Source organism: Pseudofrankia asymbiotica (assembly GCF_001983105.1).
Classification (GTDB): domain Bacteria; phylum Actinomycetota; class Actinomycetes; order Frankiales; family Frankiaceae; genus Pseudofrankia; species Pseudofrankia asymbiotica.
The window spans coordinates 1-17,094 of the sequence record NZ_MOMC01000020.1; the positions used below are offsets into that span (position 1 = coordinate 1).

Here is a 17,094-nt window from a genome sequence, read left to right on the forward strand (position 1 = left end):
TCCGCGGAACGCCGAGATCCACACGGTTCCGCGGAACGCCGAGATCCACACGGTTCCGCGGAACGCCGAGATCCACACGGTTCCGCGGAACGCCGTCGGGCGCTGGGGCGCCCTCGGCTGGTGGTGGACCGGTCTGTCGGGGGCCGGATCGAGTGTGGGGTCGGGCCGGGTGGGTGGCCGTCGTGTTCCGGGGTGGGGTGCGCTCGGGGATCCGGCAGCTCGGATTCGGTGTCGGATTCGGTGTCTGAGCCCGGCCGGTCAGGAGGCCGTCCACACCTACAGAGACACCCGGCCAGCCTGGAACCAGCGTGTCAGTGCGAACTTTCGCCGTTTCACCAGACAACACCCCAGGTCACAGACCTACGATCCCGTCCAGGCGATCAACGTGAGCCGAGTCAGATCTGGCCGGGCGGGATGGCCATCGCGCCATAGCTACGAGGATGGGACCGAGCCGAGCTGGACCGTGCTCGGCCCGATCGCGCGGGCCGGTATTCGAAGAACAAGGGGTTGTGGTGCGGCGGCGGGAGGATGCTGAGGCGTCGCAGGCAGAGTTGCGTCGGCTTGTCCTGGCCGACGTGCCCGGTCCTGACATGGTGACGACGGTGGCGGGCTTCGACGTCGCCTATGACACCGAGTCCGATCTGCTCGCGGGCGCGGTCGTCGTCCTCGCCGCGCCCGACTGGAAGGTGGTCGCGTCGACCACGGCGGTTGGCCGGGCCGTCTTCCCCTACATCCCGGGGATGCTGTCGTTCCGGGAGCTGCCGCCCCTGCTCGACGCCTGGGAGACCGTTCTCCCACAGCTCGCCGCGCCACCCGATCTGCTGGTGTGCGACGGGCATGGCGTCGCCCACCCTCGACGGTTCGGGCTGGCCTGCCATCTCGGCGTCACCGTCGACCTGCCCACGATCGGGGTGGCGAAGACGCAGTTCGTCGGCGGCCACTCACCGCCCGGCKACCGCCGAGGCGACCGGACAGCGATCGTCCTCGACGGCGAGCCGGTGGGAGCCTCGCTGCGAACCCGCGACGGCATCCGCGAGGTGTACGTCTCGGTGGGGCACCGAACCAATCTTGACGCCGCTTGTCGATGGGTTCTGGAACTGTGCCCCAACTACCGCCTGCCGGAGACGACGCGGGCAGCCGACAGGCTCAGTCGGCAGGCGCTTGCTGACGCCCGGATCTCGTCTCGCTGACAGCACGTCGCGGGTGCGGCTCGACGCGCGGGGGCGGGGCCGGCAGGTAGAGCTGGGAGCCGTGGGCGGTGAATTCGGCGGATTTGGCGCGTAGGCCCGCTTCGATCGCCTCGGTGGAGTCGAGGCCGTGTTCGTCGGCGTAGCGGCGGACGTCCTGGGTGATTCTCATGGAGCAGAAGTGCGGGCCGCACATCGAGCAGAAGTGGGCCGACTTGGCCGGAGCGGCCGGCAGGGTCTCGTCGTGGAAGGCCTGCGCGGTCTCCGGGTCGAGGGCCAGGTTGAACTGGTCGGCCMAGCGGAAGTCGAACCGGGCGGCGGACAGGGCGTCGTCCCAGGCCTGCGCGCCGGGGTGGCCCTTGGCGACGTCCGCCGCGTGTGCGGCGATCTTGTAGGCGATGACGCCCGCCTTCACGTCGTCGCGGTCCGGCAGGCCCAGGTGCTCCTTCGGGGTGACGTAGCAGAGCATCGCGGTGCCGTACCAGCCGATCATCGCGGCGCCGATCGCCGAGGTGATGTGGTCGTACCCGGGCGCGATGTCGGTGGTGAGTGGCCCGAGTGTGTAGAAGGGCGCGTCGTGGCACAGCTCGCGCTGCAGGTCCACGTTTTCCTTGATCTTGTTCATCGGGACGTGCCCGGGGCCCTCGATCATGACCTGGACGTCGCGCTCCCAGGCGACGCGCGTCAGTTCGCCGAGCGTCGCGAGCTCGGCCAGCTGGGCGTCGTCGTTCGCGTCGGCGATCGAACCGGGGCGCAGCCCGTCGCCGAGCGAGAAGGTCACGTCGTAGGCACGCAGGATCTCGCACAGTTCGGCGAAGTGCGCGTAGAGGAAGTTCTCCTCGTGATGCGCCAGGCACCAGGCGGCAAGGATCGCCCCGCCGCGGGAGACGATCCCGGTGCGCCGGCGCGCGGTCATCGGGACGTAGCGCAGCAGCACGCCCGCGTGGACGGTCATGTAGTCGACGCCCTGCTCGGCCTGCTCGATGACGGTGTCCCGGTACAGGTCCCAGGAGAGATCCTCGGCCCGGCCGCCGGCCTTCTCCAGCGCCTGGTAGATCGGCACCGTGCCGACGGGAACGGGCGAGTTCCGGATGATCCACTCTCGGGTGGTGTGGATGTCGCGACCGGTGGACAGGTCCATCACGGTGTCCGCGCCCCAGCGGGTCGCCCAGACCATCTTCTCGACCTCCTCCTCGATCGAGGAGGAGACCGCCGAGTTGCCGATGTTGGCGTTGATCTTCACGAGCAGGTTGCGGCCGATCGCCATCGGCTCGGACTCGGGGTGGTTGATGTTCGCGGGCAGCACGGCCCGCCCGGCGGCGATCTCGTCGCGGACGAAGTCCGGCGCGAGCCCCTCCCGGACCGCGACGAACTCCATCTCCCGGGTGATCTCGCCACGCCGGGCGTAGGCGAGCTGCGTGACCGCGACGCCGGGCGCGGCCCGCCGCCGGAGGGCTTGCGGGACCGGCGAGACCCGAGACTCCCGGCGGCCCGCCAACGGGTCGGTGGCGCGACGGCCATCGGTCTGGCCGTCGGCCGCGGGCGGCCGGCCAGGTGCCTCGGCGGTGTCGCCGCGGGCCTCGATCCACGGCGCGCGGCCCGCGGCGAGGCCACGCCGGACGTCGACGGTGACCTCCGGGTCGGTATAGGGACCGGAGGTGTCGTAGAGGACGACGGACTCGCCCGTGGACAGCGGCACCTCCCGCATCGGGACGCGCAGCGCGCCGCCGGCGCCGGACGGACCGGTGAGGTAGGTCCGCCGGCTGCCCGGCAGCGGGCGGCCGGGCTGCCCGCTGGCGGATCCGCCAGCGGGCAGCGGGGCGATGTGCACTGAGTCGGTGGGCAGTGAGTCGGTGGGCACAGAACCGTCGGACGCGAGGTCGGTGGTGGGCATGGGATCGGTCCTGGGCACGGCGGTGCCGGTGGACACAGGGGTGGGACGGGCGGACTGCGCCATGAGAAAGCTCCCTACGCCGGCATTACCCGGACAGGTTCGGCGGTCGGCGGCCCCGGGCCCGATGCCCAGCCGCCCTCTCAGCCCCCTGAGGTGGGAGCTCCCGCGGTTCCGTTCGCCTCGGACGCTACGTCAACCCGCGGGCCGTCGTCACGCCTTTCCTCGTCACGCCCACGCGCGCGGCACGGCGGCGGAGTCCGCGAACGGGCCGAGCCCGGCCAGGTCCACACCCAGTGCCGGGCCGAACGTCTGGTCCAGCGTGGTCGCGGACGCGGGTGCCCGGCCGCTGGTACCTCGCGTGAGCCGGGAGTGCGCGCCAGTCCAGCCGCGCTGGCGCAGCGCGCTCGCCACGGCGGCGCCGACGCGATCGGGCTCCTCGCGCAGGATCCGGATGGGCACGCGCACCACCAGGTGGCCAGCCCACCGGCCGGTCTGACCCGGATGGGCGACCATCTGGATTCCGGCCGGCACCGACCGCGCCACCCGGCCGCCCCGCGAGCCCGGGACCGTCGACGGCGCGGGTGGCACGGCGGCGGTGCGGATGCCCGTCGCCGCGATCATGCCCAGCTCGACGTGGACCCGCCAGGGCTCGTAGTGGATGTCGAGCCGACCGGCGCCGCGCGAGTCAGGGCGGACGCGGCGGCCGGGCGGCAGCCCGAACCGCTCCTCGATCCGCTGGTGGAGCAGGTCAGGCACCCATGGGGCGTCGGCGTCGAGGTCGTCGAGGGCATCGCTGATCACCTGCCGCCGGCTGATCGGCCCGCGGCGGGCGAGCGCCGAGCGCACCTCGTCGGACTCGACGATCCCGCTGGCCACGCCGAGCGCCAGGATCCGGCGCGCCTCGTCGTGGCTGGGCGCCCACTCCGCCATGTCGACCACCGAGCGCGGGAGCGCCGTGCGCGGCGGCCAGCTGTCGAGGTGGAGGTCCTCGTCGCCGAGCCGGGCGGTCGCCCGGATCCGCACCCCGGGACGGGGGGTGACGCGGCGGCCGGACGCCAGCAGGACGGTCAGCCACGGTTCCTCACAACCGCGCAACCCGCCCAGAGCCGCCGCCGACGAGCCGCCGAGCAGCGCGTCCGGACCGATCGACACGAGTGCGCACCACAGGCGCTGGATCAGCGTCAGGGGGCCGGGCTGGGTGACGACGACGTCGCCCGGGTACAGCTGCCACCAGCCGCTGTCGACGCGGCGGCGGATCTCGGCACGGGTGAGCCCGGCGGCCAGCGCCTCCTTGACGGTCAGCACACCGGCGCGCCCGGCGGCGAGCCCCGCCACGGGTTCGTCGGCCGTCCCGCCGGCGCGCGGCGCGGGCAGCGGCCCGTCGGCCGGCGTACGGACCTCGCCCGTGGAGCTGATGTCGACGAAGGACGTCTCGTTCTGGACGGCATGGCCGCGCTGGGCCCGGTCGGTAGTCATGAGAAGCACGATGAACACGGCTAATGGCGCATTCAAGCCCAACATGACATCTGTGGATAACCAACCCCAAAGCAACAGTTCTCCAATAACGCCATCAGACGGGCCGAAGGCGGGGTTGGACGGGACGCCCGGCCCCGTCAGGCGCCCGGTCCGGCCCCGTCAGGCGCCCGGTTCAGGCGTCGAGGCGGGCGATGACGCGGTAGGTGTTGGAGCGCTCGCCCTTGCGCAGCAAGGGCACCAGTACCGCGCCGGCGAGGCCCGCGAGGATCGCCGGCGCCGCGGCGGCCGTCAGCACCACCACGTGAGCCAGCCAGCGGACCGGCGAGGACGGCGAGCCGAGCAGCCAGGGCAGCGTCGGGCTCGGGGCCAGCGCCTGGGTGGCGAGCCCGACCGCGGCGAGCAGGTCGCCGGGCTCGTGCGCCTCGCCGAACTGGATCAGCACCGTGCGCATCCCGCGGTCCGCCAGCGCGGCGACCAGGTTTTCGACCGGGATGAGCTGACGCACCCCCGGCACCCCCCAGCCCCGCCACAGCCGCCCGAGGAGGCGGGCCCCGAGGGCGGCGGGATTCGCGAGCTCCATCACCAGATAGCCGCCCGGGCCGAGCGCCTTCGCCGCCGCGTCGAGGTCCTCGGACGGGTCCCTGCTGCGTTCCAGGTAGCCGAACATGCTGATGACGTCGTACCCACCGGTGATCGAGTCGGCGATGTCGGCGAAGCTCGCGGGGTAGGCACGGTCGACCCAGCCGCGCCTGCGCGCCTCGCCTATCGTCTCCGCCGGGCCGACCCCGTCGAACGCCGTGCGCGGCCACACCGAGCGGGCCACGTTGCAGAACGAGCCGATGCCGGTGCCCACGTCGAGCCAGGCTCGGGGCAGCACGTACGGGCGCATCAGCTCCGCCCTGGCGCGCAGCCGCGCCGCCCCCGCCACGACGGCCGCCTGGGCACGCTTCTCGTTCAGACCGTCCTTGCGGTCACGCTCGTAGAGCACCCGCCCGACCGGTGTCAGCCGCGGGTTCTGGAAGACATGCCCGCAGACGAGGCACTCGTCGAGCTGGAACCGGCCGGGCTTGCGCAGCTCGAGGTCGCGGGAGGCCAGCCGGACGACCAGCTCGAACGAGCCGCACCACGGGCAGTCGGGACGGCGATCCGCGAGGAAGGTCTCGGGGCCGGCCGCGAACGCCCGTTGGTAGCGCTCGCGCCGGGCGGTCGCCTGCGCCTTGGCCTGTGCCTTGACCGGGTCCGGCGGCAGGCCTGCCGCCTTCGCCTCCGCGGCGGAGCGCTGGGCCTTCCGCCAGGCCCGCACCGTGCTGACCGTGTACTCCAGCCCAGCGGTGATCCGCACGATCGGGCTGCGGATCAGGTCGCGCGGCGCGACCGGCACCCGCCCGGCGCAGACGAAGAACGGCTGGCACCAGAACAGCGCCGTCGCGGCGAGGCCCCACGGCCGGTTGAGGTGCACGCCGATGCCGGTCGCGACGTCGCGCAGGGTCGGCAGGTACATGTTGATCGGCTTGATGACGCTCCACGACCGCCGTTGCACCCTTACCCGGGTGGCGCCGTCGTCACGGGCGGCTCCCAGCCCCGGCAGCACCGCGAGGTCGGTGCTCGCCGGGGCGTGCCGCTTGAGCCGTTCGGTGATCTCGACGAGCTCGACCGGCGTGTAGTCCTCGCGTGCCTCGACGCCGGCGCGGTGGGCCACCTCGGCACGCACCAGCAGCGCCTGGAACGCCCCCCGCCCAGGCGCGAGCCGGTCGTTCCGGTAGGTGCGGGTGTCGACCATCCGGGCCACGTCGAGCGCCCGTTCGATGGTCAGGTCGGCCGGCACTAGGTCCAGCACGTCGAGCCGTTCCCGGCTGGCGTGGTAGCTCGCGGACCGCCTGGCCGCCTCGGTGAGCTGGACACCGACGGCGCAGACGAACAGGTGGTCCGGGTCGACGGGCCGCCCGGAGGCGGGCAGCGTGTCCAGCCTGCGCAGCCGGCCGCGCAGCCGTACCCCGTTCACGAGCAGGCCGACGACGACGAGGATCGGCGCCCACCAGAGCAGCGTCCCCACGATCTATCCCGCCGCCGGCGCGCCAGCCTGTAGCGCCGGCGCCGTTCCCCTCGTCACGGCAGCAGCTTCTCGATGTGCGCGGCGCCGGCGGCGACACCTCCGGCGGTGGCGAAGTCGTCGCCCAGCCGCCGCGCGGCCGAGCGGTACGCGGGGTCACCGAGCACCGAGCCGAGCGCGGCGGCGACGCCGGCGGCGTTGACCAGACCGAAGCGGACCCGCAGCCCCGCGCCCGCCCTGGTGAGCTGCTCGGCGATCACCGGCTGGTCGTCGCGCACGGGCGCGACCACCAGCGGGACGCCCTGGGACAGGGCCTCGCAGACGGTGTTGTTGCCGGCGTGGCAGACGACGGCCGACAGATGGCCCATCAGTTCCAGCTGCGGCACCTTGCCGCGGACCAGCACGTCGGCGGGCGCCGCGGCGGCCAGGTCGTCGACGATGCCGGGCGGGGCGACGATGATGGTCTGCACCTGGTCGGTCATCCCGGCCAGCGCCTCGGCCGCGACGCGCAGGAACCGCCCGCCCGCCTCCCGGGTCACGGTGCCGAGCGAGACCAGTACCTTGGCCCGGGCCGGATCCAGCCACGACCAGGGAAAGTCACCCATCGGCTGGCGAAGCCCGGCGCCCGAGCCGATGAACACCGTCCCGGGCGGGAGCGCCGCCACCGCGTCCGGTGTGCGCAGCAGCTCGCTCACCGAGCACACCAAGGTCAGCAGTTCGGAGAAACGCAGGTCGCCGCGGGCGGCGTCCTCGGCCGGCACTCCGGACGCGAGCTGGAACTCGCGCAGCCGGTCGACGACCCACTGACCGACGGCGGCCATCACCCCATAGGGGTTGTCGAACTCGGCGGACGTGGTCGCGAGCGTGACCCACCGCAGCCGCCGGCGGCGGGCGAGCAGCGCGCCGCCGACCGCCTGCTGGTCGACGACGACGACGTCGGGGCGGAAGTCGTCGACGACCGGCTCCAGGTCCCTGGCCATCGCCGAGCCCAACGGCAGGAGGAAGTCCTCCCAGAGGAACTTGAACGAGCCGGTGCCGCGCTGGCGGCGCGACTTCTCCTCGATCTCGGCGCGCTCCCCCGAGGTGATCTGCTCGGGCAGCTCGATCAGCCGCAGCGGCGCGGGCACCAGCGGGCCCACGACGCTGGCGTGGCCGGCGATGGCGACCTCGTGGCCGCGATCGGCCAGCTCGCCGCCGATCCCGACGGCCGGGTACACGTGCCCGGCCAATGGCGGGACGACGAACAGGATGCGACCCACGTCGCCATCACTCCCCGGGGATCTGGCCGAAGCACCTCTCCAGCGACCCGCTGGCGCGGGCTCGCTGGGGACCCGGGCTGAGCCCGGCGCGGCCGTTGACCGGCGCGGCCGGCACAGCGGACCGGCCCCGCCCGGCCACCGTACGTGCCACCCTCTGCGTCACTTTTCGCCCGGCACCCCGGAGGACGCGGCGGAGGCCGCGGAGGTTGCGCCGGCAGCCACAGGCATCGCCGAGGGCGCGCCGCCCGGTGCCTTGGCCTCGGCCTCACCTGGGCCGGAGGCCGACGAGGCGCGGCGCTCGGCGTTGAGGTCCGACGGGACCGTGYGGGAGAGCACCCAGTCGGCGAGCTCGAACGGCTGGCCGCCGCTGTGGGTGTACTCCGGCATCTGCTCGTCGCGGCGCAGCAGCCACCAGCGCAGCAGCTCGCGCAGGTAGTCGACGGCCTCCCGCAGCACCATGTGCGTGTGGCGCTCGAGCACCACCAGCGTGCAGTCCGGCACGAGCCTCGCCAGGCCGTCGCCCTGCTCGATGATCTCGGAGTTGCCTCCGTAGACGGCGAGGACGGGCACCGGCAGGGCGCGCAGCCGGTCGGGTGAGAACGGCGCGGTCGCGAGCATGTCCTCGGCGATCGTGGTGTCACGCAGCAGCGACTGCGCGGAGCGCATGATCCGGYCGACCGCCCGCCCGGCGCTGTAGGTGAGCCACTCCTCGACTTCCTCGTCGGAGATGGCGGCGAGCACCTGGGTGAGCGAGCGGGCCATCTCCTCGCCGAGGCCCTCGATGCGGAACGGCGGCTCGATCAGGGTGAGGCTCGCGACCCGCTCGGGGAACTCGACGCCGTAGGTGAGCCCAAGGGTCGCGCCATAGCTGTTGCCGACCAGGTGCACCGGGCGGTCGACGCCCAGTTCGTCGAGCAGCGCGGACAGGTCGGCCATCGCGTTCGCGATGCCGTAGCCGCTCGGCGTGCGCTCGCTCTTGCCATGGCCGCGCAGGTCATAGCAGATGACCTCGCAGCCGGCGTCGGCCAGCGCGTTGCCGAGCGAGAAGTAGAAGCTCGCCAGGTTGTCGATCACCATGCCGTGCAGCATGACGACCACCGGGGCGTCGGGGCGTGGGCCTCGGGACGGCATGAGCCGCTGGACATGCAGGCGCACGCCGTTAGCGACGACCTCAGCCACGGTCGGACTCCTTCCTCGGCGACCCGCTCGGGCACACCGACATCGCCAGCCAGCCCCGCGGGCCGCGCCGGCCCTGCACCACTTCGTACCAGCTCGACCGATTCCGCCGACGAGCGGCCCGGTCAAGCACCCTTGGCGCCGGCGCGCAGCGAGTCGGCGATGAAGTGGACGACCTCGCCGACCCGCATGTTGATCACTCGGTCGACGTCCATCTCGGCGAGGAAGCCGACGAAGTCGACCTGGTCGCCGTAGGTGACCCGCATCCGGTCCGCCAGCGTCACGAACTCGATGCTCTCGAGCTCGAGGTCCTCGTTGAACGAGGTGTCCATGGTGATCTCCATGTCCACCACGTACTCCTCGCCGATCACGTCGCGCAGCATCTCGGCGATCTCACCGAGAACCCTGGCCTCGAGGGCGTCCAGCGTCGGGTCGGCTGAGCGGAGGGTGTCCTGAATGGTCATGTCGTGGGTGCTCCTTCGTCACTGGTGCTCGGGGCCTCAGGCCGAAGGCCGCGCGACGATGGCGGCGCCTCGCGTGGCCGGAGGCCTTCTTCGAGGGTCACGGGCCGAAGCGAACCTCTCCGATCAACTTCACCGATCGGAGAGGAACCCCGGCGCGACAACGGCGAATCCTCACGCGGCCGAACGCCCACCTCGGGTGTCCGGTCCGAGGCGACCGGGTCGCCCTCGGAAGGCCGCGAACTCGTGGATGGGGTCGCCAGGTCTCGGGGATGACGGACACGCGCGGCACGCTCGACGGACAGCGATGTCCAGGCGACGATGTGGTCACCGATACGAACAGGGTCGGCGCCACCGGTCTCCCGCCGTACACGGCCCATACCGTCGACCGTACGCAGCGCTACCCAACGCTGGCGCGTGGGACCGGATTCTGTGAGCACGGTGACGCGCAGCAGCAACGGCGGTTCGGCGGAGCTGGCCTCCGCGGGACGGAGCGGAGCCGACCTGATGCCCTCGACCATCGCGTGCTCCGCCCCGAGGACGGCCTCGTCCAGCGGGCGGGCGTCGAGACTGGTCTCGACGGCGAGGTCGACATCCGCGTCCGTGGAACCGGCGCCGACCGGGATGACCCGGTCGACGACGTAGCGGCGCGGCCGTCCCTGCAGGCCGGTGCCGTCGGCCTTGGCGACCGCCTCCTTGGCTGCCCAGATCCGCGCGAACCAGGCCGCCCGCCCCAGCCGGACGGACTCGTCGGCGTCGTCGGCGGTGCCGGCCTCGGCGGCGGTACGGTCGCCGGTCCCGGCGTGGGCACCGTCGCCAGTTCCGTCGTCCGCCCCGTCGGCGTCGTGATCGGCGTCGGCGGTGTAGGTGGCCAGGCCGCTGGCGCTGGCGGGGTCGCCGCAACCGCTGGTCAGCTCGGTGAGCAGGCGGCGCTCGGAGGCGGTGAGGCCCGCCGCGAGCGCGCCGGGCGTGCGCGGCGCCACCGTCTCCAGGTCGATGCCGACATCGCCCTCGGTGTCCACCAGGGCGACCGCGAGGTCCACCTTGTGCGCGATCGAGAGGTTGGGCGGCGGATCGGCGGGAATGCCGGGCCGCTCGGGCAGGCGCGCGACGAACGGGCGGCCGGCGGAGTCGTTGTCGATGCCGACCTCGATGCCCCACACCGGGCCGGCCCCGCGCGTCCACAGCCAGCGGCGCACCGCGTCCTGGGCGGCGATCCGGCCGAGCAGCCACTGCCTGGCCGCGCGAGGGTTCTTCCCAGTGAGCACCCGGCGGCGCTCGGCGTCCAGGAAGTGGCGGACGACGAGCTCGCGGGAGGCGATGTCGCGCCAGTAGTCCGGGACGACGACCCAGCCATCCGGGCGGGGCTCGGCGACCGTGTTGCGCTCCGGGTCACGCATGAGCAGCCACAGCCAGGCGTTCGCGGTGAACCGCCGGTCGGTCCAGCCGGTGACCTCGGCCCAGACCGTGCCGTCGGCGGCCCTCACCTCCAGGTCGGCGGTGACGGTCTTGGCCGCGATGTCGCGGATGCGCACCACGCACGACATCCGCTCGCCGGGCCCCGGGTCCGGACCGTAGAAGCGCATCTCGGTGACGGCCTGCGGCAGCAGCAGCGAGTCGACGTCGAGATGCTGGGTGGCCCAGTAGCCGTAGAGCTGGCCGATCGTGTCGAGCAACGCGCCGGGCGCGCCGGTCACCACCAGCTGGCCGCGGGCGCCGAGCGGCGCGATGCCGTCGACGTGGGTGATGCCCTGATAGCTCGGGCCATGGAACATCCACCGGCCGCCGTACAGCTCGGCGGCCTGGTGCGGTGACGGCGTCTCGCCGGGCAGCGGGCCCGGGACTCCCGCCGGCTCGGCGGTGAGCGGGAGCAGGTCGGCGCTCGACGATGTGTGGGCCGGAGCGGGCGGGTACGCGTCGGCGAACACCACCGTCACCCGGGCATAGCCGTCCATCGACACCCGGACCGCGCCGTCGGGCAGCGTCGTGCAGGAGATCGTCACCTCGACCGACGGCTCGATCGCCACCCAGCGCAGCGCCCGGACGTCGCGGACGGCGGCGACCACCAGGTCGCCCGGCGTCCGTCCCGGCTGGGACTCCCCGAGCCGGGAGGCCTGGAACGCTCGCGCCTCGTCGATCATCATCTGCAGGACGGCCGTCATCGGCATGACCGGGAACCGGTCGGACAGGTCCTTCCAGCCCGGGGGCTGCCGGTAGAAGCAGTGGTCGATGACGTGCGGCAGCTCGGCCAGCGACAGCGTCCGGTGAACCGTCGTGGTGATCGGCCCGAGGCTCCCCGTGCCGCCAGCACCAGCACCATTGGCACCAGCACCGTTGGCGGCGGCACCGTTGGCGGCGGCACCGTTGGCGAGGCTTGTCCCAGCGCCCGGCCGCCCGGCGGCGTCGCGTCCGGAGCCGGCGCCATTCCCGCCGGCGAGTGCTGGCGGATGGTCGCGAGCCGAGGGCGCCACCGCCGGGGGGGCCGACGGCGCGAGGGATGACGGCGCGGCGGCGCGCGCCGACGCGCCGGGCACGGACGTCAGCGCCCTGGTCGCCGCCGGCACGGGCAGGCCCGCGGTCCGGCCGTCCCACCGCGCCTGGACATCCGCGAGCACCGCCGCGGTCTCGGCGATCGCCAGGCCGAACTCGGCCAGCACCGGGTGACCGCCGCGGCCAGCGACGGCGCCGGCCAGGGCAAGGAGATCGGCATCCGCGGACCGGGCAGCCCCCGCGCCCGCCGGTGGCAGCTGGGACGCGGCGGCGTCCGAGCGGGCCGCGGGCACGGCCACGCCGGCCGCCGGACGGGCCGCCGGCGTGGCGACCGCCAGCTCGTCAGGCCGGGCGTCCGCCAGCAGCGCCGGGGCGTCCGCCCCGAGCCGGATCATCGGTGAACCCAGCCGCAGCAGCATGGGCCGTCCGCCGCGACGCGGCGCGGCCGCCGAGCCCGCCGGCACGGCTGGCTCGGCCGTGGCGACCGCCGGAGTGGTCACGGGCACCGCGCCGTCCGCGCCGGCCTCGGCGGCCGCGCCGGGGCGGTGGCGGCAGGGCAGCAGGTCGAGGCGCGGCGTACCGCCCTCGGCCCAGACCGCCGCCACGACCCGGCGCAGCTGGTCGAGCCCGGAACGCTTCGGGGAGTTGGACACGACGGTCACGTGGTCCGGCCGCCCGGCCAGCGTGTCGTCGACGAAGCCGGCGATCGTGCCGACGCCGACCTGCAGGAACATCCGGACACCGGCGTCGTGCAGCCGCTCGGTGAGCGCGCGGAACCGCACCGGCTCGAGCAGGTGGCGCACGGTCAGGTCGCGGATCGCCGCCGGGTCGTCCGGGTAGGGCGCGACGGTCGTCGCCGACCAGATCGGCACGTCCGGCGCCGCGAGCGGCATCGTGACCAGCGGCGAGTCCTCGGTGTGGAGGTAGGGCCGCAGGAACGGGGAGTGGAAGCCGGAGCGGAACGGCAGCACCTGCCCGAGGACGCCCCGGGCGCGCAGCCGGGCGAGCGCCTCGGTGACGCTCGCCTCGCGCCCGCAGATGACCGACTGGTGCGGGCAGTTGTCGTGCGAGACGACGACGTCGGGCAGCCCCGCGATCGCCTCGTCGACCATCTCGACGCCGCAGCCGACCGCGCCGAAGCACACGCCGGGCACCTCGAGCGACGCCGGGTCGAAGCCGCCGATGAACGCGTCGACGAAGTCGTTCGCGACCATGCCCGACGAGATCATCGCGTTCCACTCGCCGACGCTGTGGCCGCCGACGACGTCGGGGACGATCCCGAGCCGGCGCAGCACCAGGTCGAGCACCCGGCCCACCTCGACGCTGGCCCTGCCGTGGCCGCCGAGCACGCCGGTCTCGCCCAGGTCGGGGAGTGGCACGCCGAAGTGCGCGCACACGTCGTCGATGCGCGGCTCGAACTTGTCCTCCAGCCCGCAGAACAGGAAGGCCAGCTTCCCCGCCGGCGTGGGCTGGGCCGCGGTGGCCGGGCCCGGCCCGGCGAGCAGCGGCGACGGGGTGAACCAGAGGTCGTTGCGGCCGCGCCATGGCGTGCCGCGGGCGACGATCGTGCGGGCGAGCGCCAGCCGGCGCGGGGTCGGCGCGACCAGCGCGAGCCGGCACGGGCCGCCCGTCGGTGCCGCGGCGGCGTCGTCGCGGGCGAGCAGCACCTCGTCCGGCACGTCGAGCTGGGCCGCGAGCTCGGCCGGCGTCGCCGCCGCGAGCAGCAGCACCGGTTCGGCTTCGGGGTCGGCCGTGAGCCCGGCGGGCGCGATCGCCGTCATCCCCGTCACCGCCGTGCCGTCGGCGGAGGCGGCGGACGCGGCGGAGGTGACGGACGCGGCGAGGCCGGCGGCCGGGGCGGGGAACGTGGCCACGGGAGACACGGCCGGCCGGTCGGGGGCCTGCTCCAGGACGGCGTGCGCGTTGATACCGCCGAAGCCGAAGGCGTTCACCCCGGCGCGGCGCGGCGCGCCGCCGGCGGGCTCATCCCAGGGGGCGGCGGCCAGCACCGGGGCGAACCGGGTGCCGGCGAAGGCGGGGTGCGGGTCGTCGCAGTGCAGCGTCGGCGGCAGCGTGCGGTGGTGCAGCGCGAGCGCGGCCTTGATCAGGCCGGCCGCGCCGGCGGCCGGCATCGTGTGCCCGATCATGGACTTGACCGAGCCGACGCCGATCAGCCGCGCGGCCGGGTCCAGCGGGCCGAACACCTCGCCCAGGGTGGCGAGCTCGGCCGCGTCCCCGTTCGGGGTGGCGGTGCCGTGTGCCTCGATCAGCCCGACGGCGCCCGGGGCGCGCGGGTCGAGGCCGGCGTCCGCCCAGGCGCGGCGCACGGCGAGCGTCTGGCCGGCCGAGGCGGTCGCCATCAGCGAGGAGGTGCGGCCGTCGCTGGCGATCCCGGTGCCGCGGACCAGGGCGTAGACGCGGTCGCCGGCGCGCAGCGCGTCCGAGAGCCGGCGCAGCATGAGCAGGCCGACACCCTCGCCGATCAGCACGCCGTCGGCCGTCCGGTCGAACGGGCGGATCTGCTGCGAGGGCGAGAGCGCCCGCAGCATCGCGAACGTGCTCCAGAAGGTCGGCTCGTGCACGATGTGCGCGCCGCCGACCAGCATCGTGTCCGCCCGGCCAAGGCGCAGTTCGCGGATGCCGGCGTCCACGGCGATCAGCGACGACGCGCAGGCCGCGTCGACGGTGTACGCCGGGCCGCGCAGGTCGAGCCGGTTGGCGATCCGGGAGGCGGCCAGGTTCGGCACCAGCCCGATGGCCGCCTCGGGCCGTTCCGGCCCCAGCTTCGCGACGAACGCCGCGTGGACCCGCTCGACCGCCTCCTCCGGCAGGTCCGGCAGCACCTCGCGCAGCGTCACCGCGACCTGGCGGGCGGTCTTGACGCGCTGCTCGATGCGGGCGAACGCGGGGCCGAAGTAGCCGCCGCGGCCGAGCACGACGCCGACCCGCTCGCGGTCGCCGAGGGCGTCCTGGCCGCCGCCGTCGGCGATCGCCTCGGCGGCCAGCCGCAGCGCCAGCATCTGGTCGGGCTCGGCCCACTCGACCGCGAGCGGCATGATGCCGAACTCGGTCGGGTCGAACGTGGCGAGCTCGTCGACGAACCCGCCGCGGCGGGTGTAGAGCCGGTCGGCCCGCGGCGTCCCCGGCGGTGGCGGGGCCGCCGCCTCGGGCCGGTGGAACTCGTCGTCCCACCGGCCGGGCGGGGCCTCGCGGATCGCGTCCACACCGCCGACGATGTTGGACCAGTACTGGTCCAGGCCGCCCGCGCCGGGGAACAGCGCGGCCATGCCGACGATCGCGATCGGATCATCGGCGGCCGGGGTCCCCGCTGCGCCTTCCCTGAGGTGATCAGCCATGGAAGGCGTCCACCTCGCCGCACATGTAGACGACCTGCGCCGGGCCGGTGGGCGCCGCGAGCTCGCGCAGCAGCGCGTCGACGCCCTCGGCCGGCTCGATCAGGCCGATGCCGCGCCGGGCGTACTCGCGCTCCAGCTCGGCGGAGACCATGCCGCCGCCCTCGGCGCGCCACGGTCCCCAGTCGACGCTGACGATCCGGCCCGGCGTTCCCGCGGGGTCGGCGGAGGCCGTCAGGACGCCGGTGTGCGCGTGCGCCAGCGTGTCCAGGGTGTCGTTGGCCGCCGCGTAGTCGACCTGGCCACGGTTGCCGAAGACTCCCGCGACGCTGCCGAACAGGGCGACGAAGCGCGGCGAACGCTCGCGGGGCAGCGCGCCGAGCAGCGCCCGCGCCCCGTCGACCTTCGTCGAGTACACCCTGGCGAACGACTCGGGGGTCTTGTCCTTCACCAGCCGGTCCTCGAGCACCCCGGCACCGTGGACGACGCCGTCGAGCCGGCCGTGGCGCGCGTAGACGTCGGCGACGACGGCCCGCACGGCGACGACGTCGCGGACGTCGACGGCGTGGTAGCGCACGCCCGCCGCGGTCCGGCCGAGCTCGGCGAGGGTGGCGCGCACCTCGCGCTCGGCGAGCAGCCGGGCGACGCGCGCCTCGATCTCGGCCGGGCGGCGCATGCCGGTGGCGATCAGCGCCCGGCGCAGCGCCGGCGCGTCCGTGGCGGCGGCCGTGGCCGGGTCCTCCGGGCCGGCTGGCGGCGCCGTCCGGCCGACCAGCTCGATGTGCGCGCCGTGGCGGCGGGCGATCTCGAGGGCGACCTTGGCGGTGATGCCGCGGGCGCCGCCGGTCAGCAGAACCACCGAGGACGCGTCCAGCAGGGGCGGCTCGGCGTCCTGGGCCTGGGCCGCCAGCTCGGCGGGCAGGACGCGCAACGCCGAGCGGGTGCCGTCGCGGTAGCCGACGACGAGCGGGGCATGCTCGGCGATCAGCTCGCCGAGCAGCGACTCGGCGATCCGGCGGGGCGCGTCCTTGGGGTCGACGTCGACGACCCGCACGGTGACGTCGGGCAGCTCGTGCGCGAGGGTGCGGGCGAAGCCGGCGAACCCGGCGCCGGCCACGGGGGCCGGGTCGGTCACCGCGGCGCCTCCCCGGCGGCCGAAGTCGCCGCCCAGACCGCTGGCGAGGACCAGCCGGCGAGTACCGCCGAGGGCCGCCGCCCGCAGCGCGGCGAACGCGCCGGGCAGTTCAGCCGCGGAGCCCGCGCCGGCGTCAAGCGCGGCGACCCACAGCAGCCCGTCCGCGGCCACCCCGCCGGCGACGGCCTCCGCGAGGTCCGCCGCGCCGACGTCGAGAAGGCGCACGGTCGCGCCGGCCTGCTCCAGCAGGTCCGCTATCTCCAGGCCGACGCCCAGTCCGCCCTCGACGACGGCGAAACGTCCGCCCGCGAGCGGCCCGCCGTCGCCCGGCAGGGCTGGACCCCGGGTTCCCACGGCCGGCAGCGGCCCCGGCTCGACGACGAACCGGCGCAGCGGGAATCGCGCTCCCCCGACCGGCTCGCCTTCGGCGGCCGGGCGCTCCGCGCCGGTCTCGTCCGAGTTGGCGGCCTTCGCGGCGGCGGCTTTCTCAGCGGCAGCGTTCTTGGCGGCAGCGTGCTCGACGATCCAGTCGACGATGCCGTCGACCGTCTTGATCGCCGCCAACTCCTCCACCACCGACTCGTCCAACTCACCACCCGCGGCATCCGCCAGA

Annotated in this window: 9 protein-coding genes; 1 reads left to right on the forward strand and 8 read right to left on the reverse strand. The window is 74.4% G+C overall.

Annotation, left to right across the window (positions count from 1 at the left end):
- Positions 1–590: 590 nt before the first annotated feature.
- Positions 591–1,190: an endonuclease V gene (locus BL253_RS11315; protein ID WP_241834713.1), complete on the forward strand. Its 600-nt coding sequence runs from the start codon at positions 591–593 to the stop codon at positions 1,188–1,190.
- On the opposite strand, the gene thiC is transcribed toward BL253_RS11315, so the two are convergent.
- From thiC to BL253_RS11365, 8 genes are all read right to left on the reverse strand, one after another.
- On the reverse strand, positions 1,147–3,081 hold the full coding sequence (thiC, locus tag BL253_RS11320; protein ID WP_241834714.1) for a phosphomethylpyrimidine synthase ThiC: 1,935 nt from the start codon (positions 3,079–3,081) through the stop codon (positions 1,147–1,149). The two genes, BL253_RS11315 and thiC, sit on opposite strands and share 44 nt — an antisense overlap.
- Before the next feature lie 225 nt (positions 3,082–3,306).
- Positions 3,307–4,557 (reverse strand): type IV toxin-antitoxin system AbiEi family antitoxin domain-containing protein, encoded by a 1,251-nt coding sequence (locus BL253_RS11325; RefSeq protein WP_076816203.1) that lies wholly within the window; start codon positions 4,555–4,557, stop codon positions 3,307–3,309.
- A 172-nt stretch (positions 4,558–4,729) separates the two neighbouring features.
- Positions 4,730–6,610 carry a class I SAM-dependent methyltransferase gene (locus tag BL253_RS11330; protein ID WP_198946240.1) on the reverse strand — a complete coding sequence of 627 codons (1,881 nt, stop codon included), beginning with the start codon at positions 6,608–6,610 and terminating at the stop codon, positions 4,730–4,732.
- A 53-nt stretch (positions 6,611–6,663) separates the two neighbouring features.
- A complete protein-coding gene (locus tag BL253_RS11335; protein WP_076816197.1) occupies positions 6,664–7,866 on the reverse strand; it encodes a glycosyltransferase in 1,203 nt (400 codons plus the stop codon).
- A 159-nt stretch (positions 7,867–8,025) separates the two neighbouring features.
- On the reverse strand, positions 8,026–9,045 hold the full coding sequence (locus BL253_RS11340) for an alpha/beta fold hydrolase (protein ID WP_076816199.1): 1,020 nt from the start codon (positions 9,043–9,045) through the stop codon (positions 8,026–8,028).
- A 122-nt stretch (positions 9,046–9,167) separates the two neighbouring features.
- Positions 9,168–9,506 (reverse strand): acyl carrier protein, encoded by a 339-nt coding sequence (locus BL253_RS11345; protein ID WP_071053075.1) that lies wholly within the window; start codon positions 9,504–9,506, stop codon positions 9,168–9,170.
- The gene (locus BL253_RS39270; RefSeq protein WP_081438231.1) at positions 9,503–15,349 is read right to left on the reverse strand and encodes a type I polyketide synthase; all 5,847 of its coding nucleotides are present in this window, start codon (positions 15,347–15,349) and stop codon (positions 9,503–9,505) included. The genes BL253_RS11345 and BL253_RS39270 overlap by 4 nt, the downstream gene beginning before the upstream one ends.
- A partial coding sequence (locus tag BL253_RS11365) for an SDR family NAD(P)-dependent oxidoreductase (protein WP_116438847.1) occupies positions 15,342–17,094 on the reverse strand: 1,753 nt, incomplete at its 5' end. The genes BL253_RS39270 and BL253_RS11365, both read right to left, overlap by 8 nt.